Source organism: Solibacillus sp. R5-41 (assembly GCF_002736105.1).
Taxonomy (GTDB): domain Bacteria; phylum Bacillota; class Bacilli; order Bacillales_A; family Planococcaceae; genus Solibacillus.
Map to the genome: position 1 here is coordinate 736196 of NZ_CP024123.1, position 15243 is coordinate 751438.

A 15243-nucleotide genomic window follows, 5' to 3' on the forward strand; every position below is an offset into this window, starting at 1 on the left:
AAGTAGTAGAAATTACACAAGTAACGTGCAAATAGACTATAGTTAGGTTAAGGAGATGCTTGACGAAAGTCTACGTTACGTACTAAAATAATGCGTTATCAAAAAATCGAGAGGAGGGGAACGAGCATGATAGAAGAAAAATCCACGAATAAGGAAGTCCAATATGATGGAGAATTGTTGCGAATACTCTTATTAGAAGAAAATATTGAAGTATTTCGTGAACATTTTTTAGTGCTTCACCCGTATGATCAAGCCCAGTTTTATGAAGAGGTGGGACCAGACATACGACAGATCATCTATCGCTTTTTATCCCCTCAAGAAATGGCAACGATTTTTGAAGCAATTGAGCTAGATGATGATGAATATGAAGACTTTTTAAAAGAGATGGATACCGCATACGGTGCAGCAATGCTCAGTTTCATGTATGCCGATGATGCCGTTGACGTTTTAAATGAATTAGATAATGAGCAACGAGAAAGCTATTTAGAAATGATGGATAGTGAAACCGTTGAAGAAATTAATGAATTATTAGGCTACGAAGAATATACAGCCGGTGCCATCATGACAACCGAATATGTTACGATTTTAGAAACATCCACTGTGCGCTCGGCTATGACCGTTCTCCGTAAAGAGGCACCAACGGCGGAAACAATTTATTATATATTTGTTGTTAATGATGGCCATCAATTAACAGGTGTTATGTCTTTACGTGATTTAATTATTGCAAATGAAGATACACTGATTCGTGACATTATGAGCGATCGTGTCGTATCCGTAAAAATAACAGATGACCAAGAAGACATTGCGCATATTATGAAAGATTATAACTTTTTAGCGATTCCGGTTATTAATGATAACCTAGAACTGCAAGGGATTATTACCGTCGATGATATTATTGACGTTATTGATGAAGAAGCAGAGGACGATTACTCCAAATTAGCGGGTATTTCGGATATGGATGATATCGATGCAGGACCAATTAAAGCGGCAGGAAAACGCCTACCATGGCTCATTATTCTTTTATTTTTAGGAATGTTTACGTCCAGTCTAATGGGCATTTTTGAAGCGACATTGGATAAAGTGGCATTGCTTGCAACATTTATTCCGCTCATTTCAGGAACATCCGGAAATAGCGGTACACAAGCACTTGCTGTTGCCGTACGAGGTATTGCAACAGGGGATATTGGTGGGAAGAGCAAGTTTAGGCTTATTTTACGTGAGTTAGGCACAGGTGTCATTATGGGGCTTGTGAGTGGTGCACTTGTTGTCGGCGTTATTTTTATTTGGAAACAGACATTAATAATTGGCTTATTAGTAGGAGCAGCCATTTGTTGTTCTATTATTGTGGCAACATTAGCTGGATCATTCATCCCATTATTAATGCATAAAATGGGAGTTGACCCTGCTGTTGCATCGGGTCCATTTATTACGACATTAAATGATGTAACGAGTATTGTTATCTACTTAGGTCTAGCTTCCGCGTTTATTAGTCAAATTATGTGACGAACAGGATGGACGTCTATTGCATATTGTAAGAAAAAAGGATGTGTATTATGGAAATTCATCCGTTACTCTTTATTAATACGCCAAGCTTTTACCGTGAGCCGATTGAAATTGAGGAAAGTACGTCGGTTTATGAACTACTTTCCACCCCGCCTGAAAAAATTCAAAACTCATTAATTGCAAGGCAACTCCATTTCTTCTCAAGGCCTTCGAAAGATCCAAGACCCTTATTACTTGTGCTAAAGTCTGGTGAGAAATTTGTCGCATCGATTGAAAATTTGAATGAATGTGAAGTGAGATTGCAGTGTTTTGATAGCGTACGAATTATTAATGGCAATGAAATTGTTGCGATTTATAGTTCTTCATAAAGAAATGGGAAGCCTTTGGTCGGGCTTCCCATTTTTGCACGTTTAAGTGAAATATATAATCATAGGTTAATGACATTGGTTAAAAATTAGTTACAAACTCCAAGGTTTACGTCAGCGATACATTGTACTGCGCAGAAACAATCAAGATCAACTGTGATACAGCTATCTGATGGAGCAAAATGAACTACTTCACACACTTTACGCATGTTAATTTCACAACCGTGGTCATGTATTAATTGCACAGGGTCTCTACATTCGTCTAAAGGAATAAGTACACGTAATGTCGCACAGCAACTATCGAATACATCCTCTACACGGAAATAAATTGATGTACAAATATCGCAAGGCATATCAGTAGAACTAAATGTTGCAAAGAATGGGCATCCAGTTTTTGTTAATAATGTAAAAACACGAGTATCAGCAGAATGACGTGCTGGACTAACGATGCCTCCTAGTGGTTCTAAGAAACAGTTCGTTGTACAACTTGAACATTCATTTTGAGTTGCTGCATTTTGAATTTCTAAAATAGAGCGCACAACTTCACATACACATCCGCGTTTTGAAGAGTGGCCGCCAGTATCATTACCTCTTCCACATCCCATAAATTTCACCTCCATTCAATCTTAAATTCTCTCTACAATATGACCGATATGCAAATTGACTCGGGCGATTGTGAACCCTTATTAACTTCTTTCAGCAGAACTCACCTCAATAAGTAGTGAGATAAATGCGGTTATTCGTTTTTACTTCAGTGGGTGTTCAAAGTGTCATTGGAATAGTTAAACGCTAGCTAAGGAATGTCACGTCTTGCTGCAATACCTAAATGATTAACATCCTTTACGAGCACAAGTGAATTATATCGAGGCATAATTGATTGTTGGTCCTTACATAATGAATAAATAAAAAATGGAAAGGCAATACTTTGAGAAAAGAATTCAAAAAAGGGGGGATCCAATTGCGAAAATGGATTGTCGTATTAAGTTTCGTATTATTGGTAGTTGGCTGTGATGAACGTGAAAAGGTTGCCGTATATCAATCTGTCAACGATGAACAAAATAAGCAAGAAATTCAGCATTTATTGAAGGAAGCGAATGTCATTGACGAGGCGAATGTTATTTTATTAAATGATGAGTTATTTGTAGCGATGCAAGTGAAGCCGTGGAAAAAATGGAATCGAATGAAAGTGGAAGAAAGCTGGAAGAAAAAACTAGAGCAAAAATTTACGGATTTGAACGTGACGGTTTCAACTGACTTCAAGCTGTTTTGGGAAACCTCGAAGATTTTAGAAGAACAGGATCAACAAGACGTTCATGAGAAAATCCAGGTTTTAAAAAAGCTAGCTAAGGAGGAAACGTAAATTGAAAGAACAACAATATAACACACTCAAGGACCAAATATCGCCACCAACTCCTTATGCACTTAATTTATTGAAGGCTTTTGTTGTAGGAGGACTCATTTGTGTGATTGGACAAGGGATCTCCTTATTTTACATGATTTTTTTCGATTTTACAGAACGAACAGTAGGGAATCCTACCGTTGCCACGATGATATTTATTGCAATGATTTTAACCGGTCTTGGACAATATCGAAAGCTAGGACAATTTGCTGGTGCAGGAAGCGCTGTTCCAGTTACTGGATTTGGCAATGCTGTCATTTCAGCAGCGATCGAACATAAATCAGAAGGGCTTGTACTCGGCGTTGGTGGAAATATGTTTAAGCTCGCTGGTTCGGTCATTTTATTTGGGGTTGTCTCCGCCTTTTTCGTTACGCTTATTAAATTGATTTTAGTATCGGTAGGTGTGGCCTCATGGTAATTATTTTTCATTCAAAGCCGTCTATATTAGCAGCTGCCGCAATCGTAGGGCCACTGGAGAAGCGTAGTGTTTTTCATTCCTATTTTGATAAAGTGCTTACTGATGAAAGAGCGAACAAAAATACGAATGAACAAGGACATGTTTTACTTATTTCGGAAGCATGTAAAGTGATTTTAGAAAAGTCGAATTTGAATAATTTGGATATCGATTATTTTTTAGGTGGCGATTTGATCAATCAAATGACACCGACGAATTTTGCAGCAAGGGAATTGGCCATTTCATTTATTGGTTTGTTTTCGGCTTGTGCGACATCAGTTTCTTCTGTTATTATAGCGGCTTTACTGACTGAGCTTGGTGCTAGTGAATTTGCGATTGCTGGTGCGTCGAGTCAACACAATGCAGTAGAGAGGCAATTCCGCTATCCTGTTGCTTATGGGGCCCAAAAGCCAGCAACTGCTCAGTGGACAGTAACAGGTGCAGGATTTGTGCTTATAGGAAAACATCATGAGCAGTTTCCAGCTATTGAAGCCGCGACGATTGGCAAGGTGATTGACTATGGCGCAACGGATCCACTCCATATGGGAGGCGCAATGGCACCTGCTGCTTTTGAAACGATCCAAGCTCATTTGAAGAAGCGCGGTCAAAAAATTCAAGATTACGATGTCATCATGACAGGGGATTTAGGGAAAATTGGCTTAAAAATAGTAAAGGCGATGTTTGCCCAAAGTGGAACGTCTAAGGAAGATTTGGCGAGGTTTCGCGATGCTGGTGCTGAATTTTATGGAGAAGATACAGCATTTCAAGCGGGTGCGAGTGGGGCGGGCTGTTCTGCATCGGTATACTATAGCTATTTACTTGAACAATTTAAAAGCGGTCGCTATAAAAAAGCGCTTCTTGTCGCAACGGGTGCATTGCTTTCACCCTTATCGTTCCAACAAGGCGAAACAATTCCTTGTACGGCACATGCGATTGAACTTGGAATGGGGTGATTGAGCATGGAGTTTACATTTTTATTTGCCTTTCTAATAGGTGGAACTATTTGTCTGATTGGTCAATTGCTGATGGATGTTGCTAAATTAACACCAGGGCATACATTATCCATTTTGGTTGTTTGTGGCGCCATTTTAGACGGTTTGGGATTGTATGAGCCACTAATTGACCTTGCTGGAGCAGGGGCTACGATACCTATTACATCATTCGGAAATTCATTGACACACGGTGCGATGGCTGAAGCAGAAAAGCATGGTTGGATTGGTGTTTTAACAGGTATGTTTGAAGTGACAAGTTCAGGAATAAGTGCGGCCATCCTTTTTGGTTTTATTGCGGCAATTATTTTTAAGTCAAAAGGAAAAGTAGACTAGACTATAACCCTCTTTTTATTATTTTGTTGTGCATACACTACAAAATAGGAAGGAGGGATTTTTGTGTCTGGATATGGAGGTTGGCAACAACAATGTTGCAACTATGAGTCACCAGCGTATAATAACTGTAACAACAGCGGTACTTTCGTTCTAATCGTTGTACTATTCATCCTACTTATTATTGTTGGTAGCGTATTTATTTAACTTGTGTCAGCAGAATTCCCTTCCGTTTAGCAGTGGTGGGATGAATGCCAAATATGCACTTAATTCAGTGGTTATTAAAGCTCCGGTGGATGTCGCAGGTTTTTTCGAGCTCGCTCGAAAAAATCTGGACTAAAGTTAGGAGAGGCGTAATTGATAGGAGAGGCTTAGATGGATAAATCTTTTTTTAAAAAAGTAGAAAATAAAACTGGAATGGGCATTGATGAAATTATGAATTTAGCGAATGCCCTTACCCACGCAAATTTCTCCGATGAAAAGCAAGTTCGGAAAATTGTTAAAAAGGTAAGTCAAATCGCCAATAAACCGATCACAAAAGACTTGGAAGAAAAAATTGTGCAATCGATTTTAAAAGATGGGCATTCGTTAGATTTCAGTAAAATTGAAAAGTTAATGCGATAAAAAAGAGGATGTTTAATGTTGCAAAAGCACATTAAACATCCTTTTCCTTAAAATATGTTGTTTATAGTTTCTTCTCCATGGCGCGGTGTGGAATACCAGCATCCATAAATTCGGGTGATGTCACGGTATAGTTTAGTTTTTCGTAAAATGGTACAGCATAGGATTGTGCATTTAATTTCAAGTTTTTAAAATCAAGTGCAGTAGCATGTTGCTCGACTGTTTCCATAATTAATGCACCAAGACGTTTTCCACGGTAATGACTTAGTACACAAACGCGCTCGACTTTCCCGATTTTTGGTTCGATTTCTCGAAGACGGGCAGTGGCGATTGTTTGATCACCATCATTGACGATGAAATGAATAGCTGTTTCATCATGCTCATCTAGTTCTAAGCTGAGAGGGACCCCTTGTTCTTTCACAAAAACGTCTTTGCGAATGGAAAAAGCACGATTTCGGTCATCCTCTGTTGTTACTAACTTTACTTCAAACACGTATTATTCAGCTCCAGTCAATTTGTATGTTTCGTATGTTGTCCAAGAGCCATCTTCTAATTGGTAGAGCAAATGAAAGCGATCCACAACGTCATGTTCATCAACACCAATCATGCGTAATTGACCGAAAATATCATCATGCTCTGAAGCGTTTAATTTTTGAGCAATTGTAATATGTGGAACAAAGACATGCTTAGGTGCACCAATATTTAGTGTTCCTTGAATAGATTTGTGTAAATTTTCTAATTGTGAAGTAGGTTCGATACGGAAAAAGATTGTATTCGTTGTCGGATAAAATGAACTAACTCGTGAAGCATGAATTTGTAACGGCGCAAACTGCGTGGAAATTTCTTGTAACATTTTAGAAATTTCACTAATTTGAGACACATCCGCATCAAAAGCATCTTTTAATGTAAAGTGCGGCGTAACTAAAGAATAGTGTGGATCATAACGTTTGCGATATGTGTTTGCTAAATCTTGTATTTTCTTTGATGGAAATGCAATAATACCATATTTCAAATTCATTACCCCCTAGAAATAATTTACTTTTATCCTCTAATTATAACAGAAAATTTCTGCAATAAACATTTACAACGTTCATTAACCTAAAATTTTTGTCAATGCACGTTTTAGGTCAGGTTTCCAAGTTTTCCAAGTATGGTCGCCGTCAATTTCTTCATAAAACGTTTCGATACCGCGTTCTACAAAGAGTTCATGCAATAAACGGTTTGGTGTTAAGAAGTCTTTTACTACCGAACTATTAGGGAAGCTGACTAGATCTTCACCTAGACCAATTACATGATAAGTAGCTAGTAAATCTGGGCTTTTTGCGTCTTTTACGGTTTGCAGCACATGTTCATCTACATAAGGGGATTGTAAGATGGCTTTCCCAAAAATATTAGGATAATGCAACGCTGTTAATAATGAAATCGTTGCAGCCATGGAATCTCCCATGAGTGTGCGACCCGTGCCCATTTGATGCGTCGTGAACTCTTCATCTAAATAAGGAACAAGTTCATGTGCTAAAAACCGCATGTAAGATTCAAATTGGTCGCCTGTTGGAATGTATTTACGGCGTCGATCCGCAGCATCTATATAAGGAACACCAACAATGATGACGTTTTCGATTATATAATCGTCAATTAACTCGTCAGCTAATCGAGGAATTCCACCTAATTGGAAGTAATCTCTACCATCTGATGCGATTAAAATGTTATATTCATATAGTGGAGAATAGTTTGCTGGAATATAAATTAGTAATGCCAATTCTTCATCTAATGCATTGCTATAAAAAGTTATATCTTTCACTGTCCCTTTTTCCAAAAATGTCACTCCTGTCTGTGATTGTATCGAAATTGTATCACAAAGAAAAATAAAGGTGTAATATAGAGGATGGATAGTAAAAAAATACGATAAATATAATAAAAGTGAGGATTTATACATGCATAATAAAAGAGTTCGAGTTCCTTCTGATGAGGTGACGAAAGCAACACATGAAGCATTATTGCGCCGTCACGTAACGATTGAAGATATTGCGGAAATTGTTCATATAATGCAATCTCCATATAACGAAGGTCTAACAATTGAGCATTGTGTTCAGTCGGTAGAGCGCGTATTAAATAAACGTGAAGTCCAGCATGCGGTGTTAGTGGGAATTGAGCTAGATGAATTAGCTGAAAAAAACATGCTTTCTGCGCCATTGCAAGCAATTATTGAATCGGATGAAGGGCTATTCGGTGTGGATGAAACATTAGCTTTAGGTTCTGTATTTACGTATGGTAGTATCGCCGTTACGACTTTTGGACATTTAGATAAGCAAAAAATTGGCATCATTGAAAAGTTAGACACGAAGGCTGGCAAGGCCGTTAATACATTTTTAGATGATTTAGTCGGCAGTATTGCAGCATGTGCAGCGTCACGAATTGCCCACCGCATGCGTGATTTAGAAGAGGAAGGCGAAACATTTGCTGACATACCACCAGTAGATTTAGGCCCAACAACGAAACCAAAAAATGAAATCTAATTGATCGAAAGGATTTACTAAATGAAGTTAAAAGATATTAAAACACTCATTACTAGCGGGACAATTATTCTTGCAGTCGGGTTATATTTACTTTTTGCCAAACCGACCGATGAACGACCATTAACAAATGATTCAGTCTTACAACAAACAACAAATGACGGCTCTCAAAATAATACGCCGTCAAAAGAAGAAAAACATTATAGTATTACGCCTGAACTCGCGATGAACGAAACAGGAAAGCAAATGATTGATGTAGAGTTTATTTCAGCTAATGATGGCGATACGATGAGTGTTAAAATGGATGGGCAAAAGCAGCGTGTTCGTTTATTAATGATTGATACAACCGAAATGAATTACGGTAAGGGCGATCCAATGCCTTATGCAGAGGAAGCGAAACAATTAACGACGCAATTGCTAGAAGATGCCAAGTCGATTCAACTATTGTTCGATAAGGGGCCGGAAAAAGATAAGTACGACCGATTATTAGCCTATGTTTTCGTTGATGGTGTTAGCTTGCATGAAGTTTTATTAAGTGAAGGACTTGCAGCTGTACGCTATGTCAATAAACCAAATAACTCTTTAGAAGATGAGCTACGCAAAATTCAACAAAAGGCAGAAGCGGAAAAGCTAAATATTTGGGCGCATGAAAACTATTTACAAAAAGACGGCTTCCATCCGGAAGAAGTTAAAAAATAATAATACGTTTTGATTCTAGGGTAACTCACGAATATACCCCGAAAAAACACCTTTGCATTGATTTCAATGCGAAGGTGTTTTATTTTTCTCATTTTGATCAATTAGTGCGTGAACGAATCTGTATTTTCCTTAAGTTTCAAAAATCCTTCATTCTTTAAACGTTGTTCTGGTTCGGCAAGTGATAGAGATAAATTGCCCATATGAGTAGACTCAGCTTTTATTCGCTGCCATTTTATTTAAAAAAGCTTTTAACTTGTTTCAGCATTCATCCCCTATTTCTGTAAGTAGGGGATGAATGCCAATATGCAATTTTATTCAGTTAGGGTTCTAAACCCCGACTGAATAAAGTTAATGCCAGGGCGGTTGTCACAGATTCTTAAACGGAGCTTTTCGAGTAAGCTCAAGAAAATTTGGACGCAATTACTCCGAGGCGTAATTAATATCCTACAGCAACAAGCTTAGCGAATGCTGAAGTGTATGCGGTGTAGGCTCAAACAGAAGCGATTGAAGAGCTTGTAAAAATAGTTACAGCACGAACATCTACTGAAACCGTGACTACAGCAACCGAAGCCATTTCGCAGTTAAATGAAGTGCTGGAATATTACGAGGTGGGCAAAGAAGATTATGTCAATTACAGTTTTTTCACAGCTAAGCAAAAAGAAGAACTAACAACGGCGATTCAAAATGTACAATCTGCACTCAATGAAATGAATAAAACGATCCATTAACCGGAATGGAAATGAATTTACTAGCTTAAAACCATCTTTTTGCCTTGGGGTAAAAGGATGGTTTTTTAGAATATGGCTTTCTAATCAATTATGCCTTGGCATAATTGCGTCCGGAATCGCCTTTGTTCTAGCACAATGAAACCCCTTTCCGATTCCGTGATACCCGCTGAAATAAGTTAAAAGTTTGCATAATTTGAGTGTGGGTAAACATATAAAAGAAGACTGCTTAGAAAAACCCTACTATTTAAAACTAAGCTTTAGGAGGAATAGTAAAATGGCGAAATGGACAGTTGATGTGTCGCACGCGAATATTGGATTTCAAGTGAAACATATGATGGTATCAAAAGTAAAAGGTAACTTTGATTCATTTTCAGCCGATGTGGAAGCAGATGATTTATCTGACTTAACGACTGCAAACATTACGTTTAATATTGATGTAGCATCAATTACAACAAAAAGTAATGACCGTGATAACCACTTAAAATCAGCAGACTTTTTTGATGTTGAAAAATTTCCGAAGATCATATTTACATCGACGTCAATTCAAAAATCTGGTGATAGTTATGAGGTGACAGGAGATTTAACGATTAAGGATGTGACGAAACCGGTTACATTTGACGTAGAATACAACGGTAAAGGTACGACTCCTTGGGGCATTGAAGTTTATGGCTTTGAAGGGAAAGCAAAAATTAATCGTGAAAAATTTGGTCTAACTTGGAATGCTGCATTAGAAACGGGTGGCGTGCTCGTTGGAAAAGATATTAAAATTTCAGTTGAACTAGAAGTAAACCCAGCCCAAATTACAGAATAAAAATTGTGAATTCTACGTATACAGAAGAAAGACATAACTCAACATAATTGAATGAGTTGTGTCTTTTTTCGCTTGCATAGATTGTTCTAAACAAGAATTTGCAAACATCTCTAAAATTTGACCCACTTTATACTAAAGTCAGTTTATACGCTTGAAACCTTATTAGATTCCATGTGAAATTCCTACCATTTCTTTCAAGCGAATTCAACATTCAATAGGCAGGGGAGAACCGGTTTTGAAGTGGGCGTTTTACTAAATGTTCATAAGGAATCTAATGTGCAAATGCCGACATTCCAGCAAAAATGCAAAAGTACGGAACTTGTTATTTTAGAGCTGCATGCTTTTCGTAATGAGTAGCTAATTGTTTTAATTGCTGGTAAGAGAGGCTTTCCACTTTGGAAATGGTATCTTGTGAAAAGGATAGTGTTAAAACTTCAGTATTATTATTTTTAACGAGCATATACCATTTAAATGTAAAGTCACGGATTGTTTCGTTTTTGCTAATCTCTTTTAAAATATTGTAGCTGTCCTTAAATAAAGTATCCTCTGAAACAAATTCATTGCCTTGTAAATATAAAGTCACATCTTGTTGGTTTTCATGTTGCTTGAACTCAATATTTAAAATAATGTTTTCCAGTAATTGATTTAAAACAATATCCGTAATCGCAATAGTCGTTTGAGTTTGTAATTCCTCTGGTGAAATTTGGGTATTTGCGTCCTCAATTTTGTTTGTTTCCTTTGAATTTGTAAAATCCATTGTGAATTGAACGATCAAAACGCCAATAAAAATCGTCAAAAAGATGAGCATTACTTTAAGGAATTTATTCATACTACGAGTAACCTCCTTGTAACAGTAGCTCCTTAAAAATCAATTAGCCTTGGCCTAATTGTGTCCAGATTTTTTCGAGCTCGCTCGAAAAGCACCTCTGAAAAACTGTGACTTACCTCCAGAGGCATTATTTTGCTGAAGAAAGATAATACAACTGCCATTATGCCATAAAAAAATAAAAAAAGGACCGCCAAATGTGACAGTCCTTTAACTTCTTTTTAGCAGTAGTATCCACTCCTATAAGTAATCGAATTAAGTATTTTGTTCCTCATTATGAATAGTTGCCGCACACTCGTTAAAGTATAAAAATGATTCGTCCTCTAATTTTATCGCATTTTGAACATTAAGTCCGATTGATAAGGGTCCAGAAAAAATCTCTTCCCACCAAGTTTCAGTTACAACCATTAATATAGCCCCCTTGTACGATTATAATGCGCTGTGTTTACTAGAAGAAAGTATTCTTGTCCATTTCATTTATTAACGTCCGACTGTTTGGTAGCTCGTTTTTTTTCACTAATTCCTCCTTTCATGCAGGAAATCAATTGTGAATTGTAGTAGTTATTACTATAGTTAATATGTGTGAACCGATATAATTTATGCATAGTTTTTAAAGAAAGGATGGAAAAAAATGAATTTTACTGCGCAAGATGTTGAACAAATGATAGAGGATCAACGTGCATTTTATTTTACACGAACGACGAAAGAAGTAGAGTTCCGTAAGCAACAACTCGTGTTACTAAAAGCATCCATCAAAAAACATGAACACCAAGTAATAGAAGCGTTAGCATCTGATTTAAGAAAAAGTGAGTTTGAAGCATTTACAACTGAAATTGGAATAGTTTATGATAGCATTTCTTATTTTTTGAAAAATCTTGATAGTTGGATGAAACCGGAATTAGTAAAAACACCGATTCAATTTCAACCAGGGAAAAGCTATATTGTTCGTGAACCGTATGGCGTTGTATTAATTATTGGCCCATATAATTATCCATTCCAATTAATAATGGAGCCGCTTATTGGTGCAATTATTGGGGGCAATACGGCCATTGTGAAGCCTTCTGAATCAGCCGTGAATACTGCGGCAATTGTCAAAACAATTATTGAAGAAACATTCCCAGAAAATTATGTTCGTGTTGTTGAAGGGGAAAAGGATGAAGTAACCGCACTTATTCATGCGCCGTTTGATTATATTTTCTTTACAGGCAGTGTAGCTGTTGGAAAAGTAGTTGCCCGTGCTGCTGCAGAACGGTTAACACCAGTTGCACTTGAACTGGGTGGGAAAAGTCCTGTCATCGTTGACCAAACAGCCAATTTAGAAGTGGCTGTTAAACGAATTGCTTGGGGTAAATTTAATAATACAGGTCAAACATGTGTGGCACCTGACTACATACTTGTACATGAGTCCGTTGCGAAAAATTTTGTTAAGCTGATGAAAAAGGCGTTACGCGAATTTTACGGAGAGGATAGTCAAAACAGCGAGGATTATGGGCGCATTATTAACTTACGACAATTCGATCGCCTGCAAAAGATCCTTGATAGCGAACGAAATGCAGTTACATTTGGTGGAAGTACGAACCGTGAAGATTTATTTATTGAACCGACGTTGTTAGAAAATATTACGTGGGATAGTCCATCTATGGAAGATGAATTATTTGGACCGCTGCTGCCTATTATGACGTATAAAGAATTGCCGCAAGCGATACATGAAGTACGTAAATTGCCAAAACCATTAAGTGCGTATTTATTTTCTGAAAACGAAAAAGCGATTCAGTACTTTTTACAAGAGCTACCATTCGGTGGGGGTTGTATTAATGATGTGATTACACATGTCGGGAATACTCATTTACCGTTTGGGGGAGTTGGTCCATCGGGTATCAATGCCTATCACGGAAAAGCAAGTTTTGAAAACTTCACACATGCTAAATCCATTATGCAACGTTCAAATAAGCTAGCGAATAGTTTATTATTCCCACCGTATAAGCAAAAGGTGAAGCTTGTTCGTACGATTATGAAATAGAGGATTGACGAAAGCCCCCATTTAAATAGAAAATGGGGGCTTTATTGTTGGGAGAAATGACTAATTCAACTTAATCGGAAAGCTGATTAAAATGTCTGTTCCAACATTTTGTTTACTTGTGATTTTGATTGTACCGTTATGATCTTGAAGAATTTTATTAATAATCATCATACCTAAGCCGGTGCCTTTTGTTTTTGTCGTATAGAAAGGTTCAAAAATTCGCTCTAAAACATGTGGTGGAATGCCGGAACCGGTATCTTTTATGCTGATATAAACTATATTCTCATCGAGGTCATTACATAACACAATCGATATGGTACCACATCCATCTATTGCTTCCATCGAATTTTTAAAAAGATTGATAAAGACTTGTTTAATCTGATTTTCATTGCCATTAATAGTGACATTTTCATAAGTGTTGTCTATTTTTAGCGTAATGTTCCTTTGTTGAAATTCATATTGAAGAAATTGGACAACCTCGTCTAATGTTGCTCCTAAGTGAATCGGGACGAATTGATTGGCTTGCGGACGCGAAAGAACGAGAAATTCGGATAAAATTAAATCAATGCGTTCAATTTCCTTCTGAATAAGTTTTGTATATTCTTGATAAGGTGAAGAATCGCCCTCATTCATCATTTGAACAAAGCCAGATATGACCGTCATCGGGTTTCGAATTTCATGGGCGACACCCGCAGCCAGTTCGCCAACTAATTTGAGCTTCTCAGATTGTAAAACGAGCTGTTCATTTTCTTTAATATAAGAAATGTCACGGGAAATAAGCGAAATCGCAATCATCTTTCCGTGTGGGTCATAAATAGGCGATATAGAAACTTGAACGTCAAAAACGGTACCGTCTCGCTTCATATTCTGTGTTTCTAACAAGTGAAGACTTTCCCCCAGTAAAAGCCGTTTTGTCTGCTCAGCAATCTCCTCTACATTTCTAGGTGGCACAAGTGGCAAAGTTTTACCGATGCATTCCTCTTTCGTCCAACCATATAAACGTTCAAATGCTGGATTAACCGTAATAATCGTATCATCTAAATTAAAAACGGCAATGGCATCCTCTGCTTGTTCAAAAAACATGTTTAAATAAGCCTCTTTGGATGTCAAATTGTACTCACGATCTAAAGTAGACTGCTCTACATGATTCCATAGATACTTTACATAAAAAGTTTGTAGTAAACTAACACAGCAAACGAGTATTAAAAAAAATATAAATAAAAACTCATTAATCCCGCTGGAATTATTAAAAGGTATATGGGAGAAATTTAGGACGAAAATTGATTCTGCAACAACGATAAGAGAAAAAGTAATATTAAGCCGTATAGACCGGTAAATACTCAATACAATTAAAAAATATAAAAAAGAGTACAAGGTAATGATATTATCACTTTGATAGGTCAAAGATAACACAAAAAAATGCCAGCCAAAAATTAAGCAATATTGAAAAATTTTTGGATTCACTTTAAAGAAGTAAATGATTGAAAGGCTAATTGATATAGTAATACAAACGATTAAACTAAAAGTATTCAAATTAAAAAAGCCAAGCCATGGCGTAAAAATATGAAAAAGTACTGAACAAAGAAGAGTTACATAGATTAATTGATTTCGTTTATGTAAAATGTCTAGTTGTTGCATGATACCTCCAAAGTAAGAAATACTACCTATATAATACATGAATTTGCTATGTCGATAAATGGCGAATTTTGATATGATAATAGATAGTGAATAACTAAACGAAAATATTGTTTAAAACGGAGTGTTCAACCCCGAAATATATGTTTGATTATAAAAGGGAATATGTGGTCAGGAACATATGTTAATAAAGACTCAAGTAAAATGAAAAATTCTTATTTTGTACAAACGAAAGAATGGAAATTTATAAAAATGAGCAGTATGATGAAACTATATAAATTACGAGCGAATAAAAATTGGATTAAAGTAGAGTGTTTATGTTGTCAAGAACACCATAGTTGGAGGAA

At 36.8% G+C, this 15243-nt stretch carries 19 protein-coding genes; 12 read left to right on the top strand and 7 right to left on the bottom strand.

What is annotated here, in order from left to right:
• Positions 1-126 precede the first annotated feature (126 nt).
• Both mgtE and CSE16_RS03330 read left to right on the top strand, forming a co-directional pair.
• Positions 127-1503, top strand: coding sequence for a magnesium transporter (gene mgtE, locus CSE16_RS03325; RefSeq protein ID WP_099422565.1), 1377 nt, complete (start codon positions 127-129; stop codon positions 1501-1503).
• A gap of 50 nt (positions 1504-1553) precedes the next feature.
• Entirely contained in the window at positions 1554-1871 is a 318-nt protein-coding gene (locus CSE16_RS03330) for a 4-diphosphocytidyl-2C-methyl-D-erythritol kinase (protein ID WP_099422566.1), read from the top strand.
• An 86-nt stretch (positions 1872-1957) separates the two neighbouring features.
• On the opposite strand, the gene CSE16_RS03335 is transcribed toward CSE16_RS03330, so the two are convergent.
• Complete coding sequence (locus CSE16_RS03335; RefSeq protein WP_099422567.1) at positions 1958-2473, bottom strand: CotY/CotZ family spore coat protein; 516 nt, start codon at positions 2471-2473, stop codon at positions 1958-1960.
• A gap of 353 nt (positions 2474-2826) precedes the next feature.
• On the opposite strand from CSE16_RS03335, the gene CSE16_RS03340 reads away from it, so the two are divergent.
• The 6 genes from CSE16_RS03340 (at position 2827) to CSE16_RS03365 (ending at position 5667) form a co-directional block, all read left to right on the top strand.
• Positions 2827-3228 carry a YhcN/YlaJ family sporulation lipoprotein gene (locus CSE16_RS03340; protein WP_099422568.1) on the top strand — a complete coding sequence of 134 codons (402 nt, stop codon included), beginning with the start codon at positions 2827-2829 and terminating at the stop codon, positions 3226-3228.
• Position 3229: 1 nt separating this feature from the next.
• Complete coding sequence (spoVAC, locus tag CSE16_RS03345) at positions 3230-3685, top strand: stage V sporulation protein AC (RefSeq protein ID WP_099422569.1); 456 nt, start codon at positions 3230-3232, stop codon at positions 3683-3685.
• The gene (locus CSE16_RS03350; protein WP_099422570.1) at positions 3679-4674 is read left to right on the top strand and encodes a stage V sporulation protein AD; all 996 of its coding nucleotides are present in this window, start codon (positions 3679-3681) and stop codon (positions 4672-4674) included. The genes spoVAC and CSE16_RS03350 overlap by 7 nt, the downstream gene beginning before the upstream one ends.
• Before the next feature lie 6 nt (positions 4675-4680).
• Positions 4681-5046, top strand: a complete 366-nt coding sequence (spoVAE, locus tag CSE16_RS03355; protein WP_099422571.1) for a stage V sporulation protein AE — start codon at positions 4681-4683, stop codon at positions 5044-5046.
• Positions 5047-5109: 63 nt separating this feature from the next.
• Positions 5110-5250: a YjcZ family sporulation protein gene (locus CSE16_RS03360; RefSeq protein ID WP_099422572.1), complete on the top strand. Its 141-nt coding sequence runs from the start codon at positions 5110-5112 to the stop codon at positions 5248-5250.
• 168 nt (positions 5251-5418) lie between these two features.
• Positions 5419-5667, top strand: coding sequence for a stage VI sporulation protein F (locus CSE16_RS03365; RefSeq protein ID WP_099422573.1), 249 nt, complete (start codon positions 5419-5421; stop codon positions 5665-5667).
• Positions 5668-5728: 61 nt separating this feature from the next.
• Here CSE16_RS03365 and CSE16_RS03370 read toward each other — a convergent pair whose 3' ends face one another.
• From CSE16_RS03370 to CSE16_RS03380, 3 genes are all read right to left on the bottom strand, one after another.
• Positions 5729-6157, bottom strand: coding sequence for a GNAT family N-acetyltransferase (locus CSE16_RS03370; protein WP_099422574.1), 429 nt, complete (start codon positions 6155-6157; stop codon positions 5729-5731).
• Positions 6158-6160: 3 nt separating this feature from the next.
• Entirely contained in the window at positions 6161-6676 is a 516-nt protein-coding gene (locus CSE16_RS03375; RefSeq protein ID WP_099422575.1) for a 2'-5' RNA ligase family protein, read from the bottom strand.
• 81 nt (positions 6677-6757) lie between these two features.
• On the bottom strand, positions 6758-7480 hold the full coding sequence (locus tag CSE16_RS03380) for an alpha/beta hydrolase (protein ID WP_099422576.1): 723 nt from the start codon (positions 7478-7480) through the stop codon (positions 6758-6760).
• A gap of 118 nt (positions 7481-7598) precedes the next feature.
• Between CSE16_RS03380 and CSE16_RS03385 the strand changes: the two genes are divergently transcribed.
• From CSE16_RS03385 to CSE16_RS03395, 3 genes are all read left to right on the top strand, one after another.
• Positions 7599-8180, top strand: coding sequence for a phosphatidylglycerophosphatase A family protein (locus tag CSE16_RS03385; RefSeq protein ID WP_099422577.1), 582 nt, complete (start codon positions 7599-7601; stop codon positions 8178-8180).
• A 21-nt stretch (positions 8181-8201) separates the two neighbouring features.
• Positions 8202-8876: a thermonuclease family protein gene (locus CSE16_RS03390; RefSeq protein ID WP_099422578.1), complete on the top strand. Its 675-nt coding sequence runs from the start codon at positions 8202-8204 to the stop codon at positions 8874-8876.
• Positions 8877-9878: 1002 nt separating this feature from the next.
• A complete protein-coding gene (locus CSE16_RS03395) occupies positions 9879-10415 on the top strand; it encodes a YceI family protein (protein WP_099422579.1) in 537 nt (178 codons plus the stop codon).
• Between the two features lie 322 nt (positions 10416-10737).
• Here CSE16_RS03395 and CSE16_RS03400 read toward each other — a convergent pair whose 3' ends face one another.
• Together CSE16_RS03400 and CSE16_RS21525 are read right to left on the bottom strand one after the other, a co-directional pair.
• Positions 10738-11244, bottom strand: coding sequence for a hypothetical protein (locus CSE16_RS03400; protein ID WP_099422580.1), 507 nt, complete (start codon positions 11242-11244; stop codon positions 10738-10740).
• 252 nt (positions 11245-11496) lie between these two features.
• Positions 11497-11649: a hypothetical protein gene (locus tag CSE16_RS21525; protein WP_172954350.1), complete on the bottom strand. Its 153-nt coding sequence runs from the start codon at positions 11647-11649 to the stop codon at positions 11497-11499.
• A 223-nt stretch (positions 11650-11872) separates the two neighbouring features.
• Between CSE16_RS21525 and CSE16_RS03405 the strand changes: the two genes are divergently transcribed.
• The gene (locus CSE16_RS03405; RefSeq protein ID WP_099422581.1) at positions 11873-13261 is read left to right on the top strand and encodes an aldehyde dehydrogenase; all 1389 of its coding nucleotides are present in this window, start codon (positions 11873-11875) and stop codon (positions 13259-13261) included.
• A 60-nt stretch (positions 13262-13321) separates the two neighbouring features.
• Here the strand turns inward: CSE16_RS03405 and CSE16_RS22000 are convergent, their stop codons facing one another.
• Positions 13322-14938, bottom strand: a complete 1617-nt coding sequence (locus CSE16_RS22000; protein ID WP_371514519.1) for a two-component system sensor histidine kinase NtrB — start codon at positions 14936-14938, stop codon at positions 13322-13324.
• Positions 14939-15243 lie beyond the last annotated feature (305 nt).

Excerpts from the sequence above, each read along its gene's own strand:
- mgtE (WP_099422565.1), top strand. The coding sequence starts at position 127 with ATGATAGAAGAAAAATCCACGAATAAGGAAGTCCAATATGATGGAGAA.
- CSE16_RS03330 (WP_099422566.1), top strand. The coding sequence starts at position 1,554 with ATGGAAATTCATCCGTTACTCTTTATTAATACGCCAAGCTTTTACCGT.
- CSE16_RS03335 (WP_099422567.1), bottom strand. The coding sequence starts at position 2,473 with ATGGGATGTGGAAGAGGTAATGATACTGGCGGCCACTCTTCAAAACGC.
- CSE16_RS03350 (WP_099422570.1), top strand. The coding sequence starts at position 3,679 with ATGGTAATTATTTTTCATTCAAAGCCGTCTATATTAGCAGCTGCCGCA.
- spoVAE (WP_099422571.1), top strand. The coding sequence starts at position 4,681 with ATGGAGTTTACATTTTTATTTGCCTTTCTAATAGGTGGAACTATTTGT.
- CSE16_RS03365 (WP_099422573.1), top strand. The coding sequence starts at position 5,419 with ATGGATAAATCTTTTTTTAAAAAAGTAGAAAATAAAACTGGAATGGGC.
- CSE16_RS03385 (WP_099422577.1), top strand. The coding sequence starts at position 7,599 with ATGCATAATAAAAGAGTTCGAGTTCCTTCTGATGAGGTGACGAAAGCA.
- CSE16_RS03390 (WP_099422578.1), top strand. The coding sequence starts at position 8,202 with ATGAAGTTAAAAGATATTAAAACACTCATTACTAGCGGGACAATTATT.
- CSE16_RS03395 (WP_099422579.1), top strand. The coding sequence starts at position 9,879 with ATGGCGAAATGGACAGTTGATGTGTCGCACGCGAATATTGGATTTCAA.
- CSE16_RS03400 (WP_099422580.1), bottom strand. The coding sequence starts at position 11,244 with ATGAATAAATTCCTTAAAGTAATGCTCATCTTTTTGACGATTTTTATT.
- CSE16_RS21525 (WP_172954350.1), bottom strand. The coding sequence starts at position 11,649 with ATGGTTGTAACTGAAACTTGGTGGGAAGAGATTTTTTCTGGACCCTTA.
- CSE16_RS03405 (WP_099422581.1), top strand. The coding sequence starts at position 11,873 with ATGAATTTTACTGCGCAAGATGTTGAACAAATGATAGAGGATCAACGT.
- CSE16_RS22000 (WP_371514519.1), bottom strand. The coding sequence starts at position 14,938 with ATGTATTATATAGGTAGTATTTCTTACTTTGGAGGTATCATGCAACAA.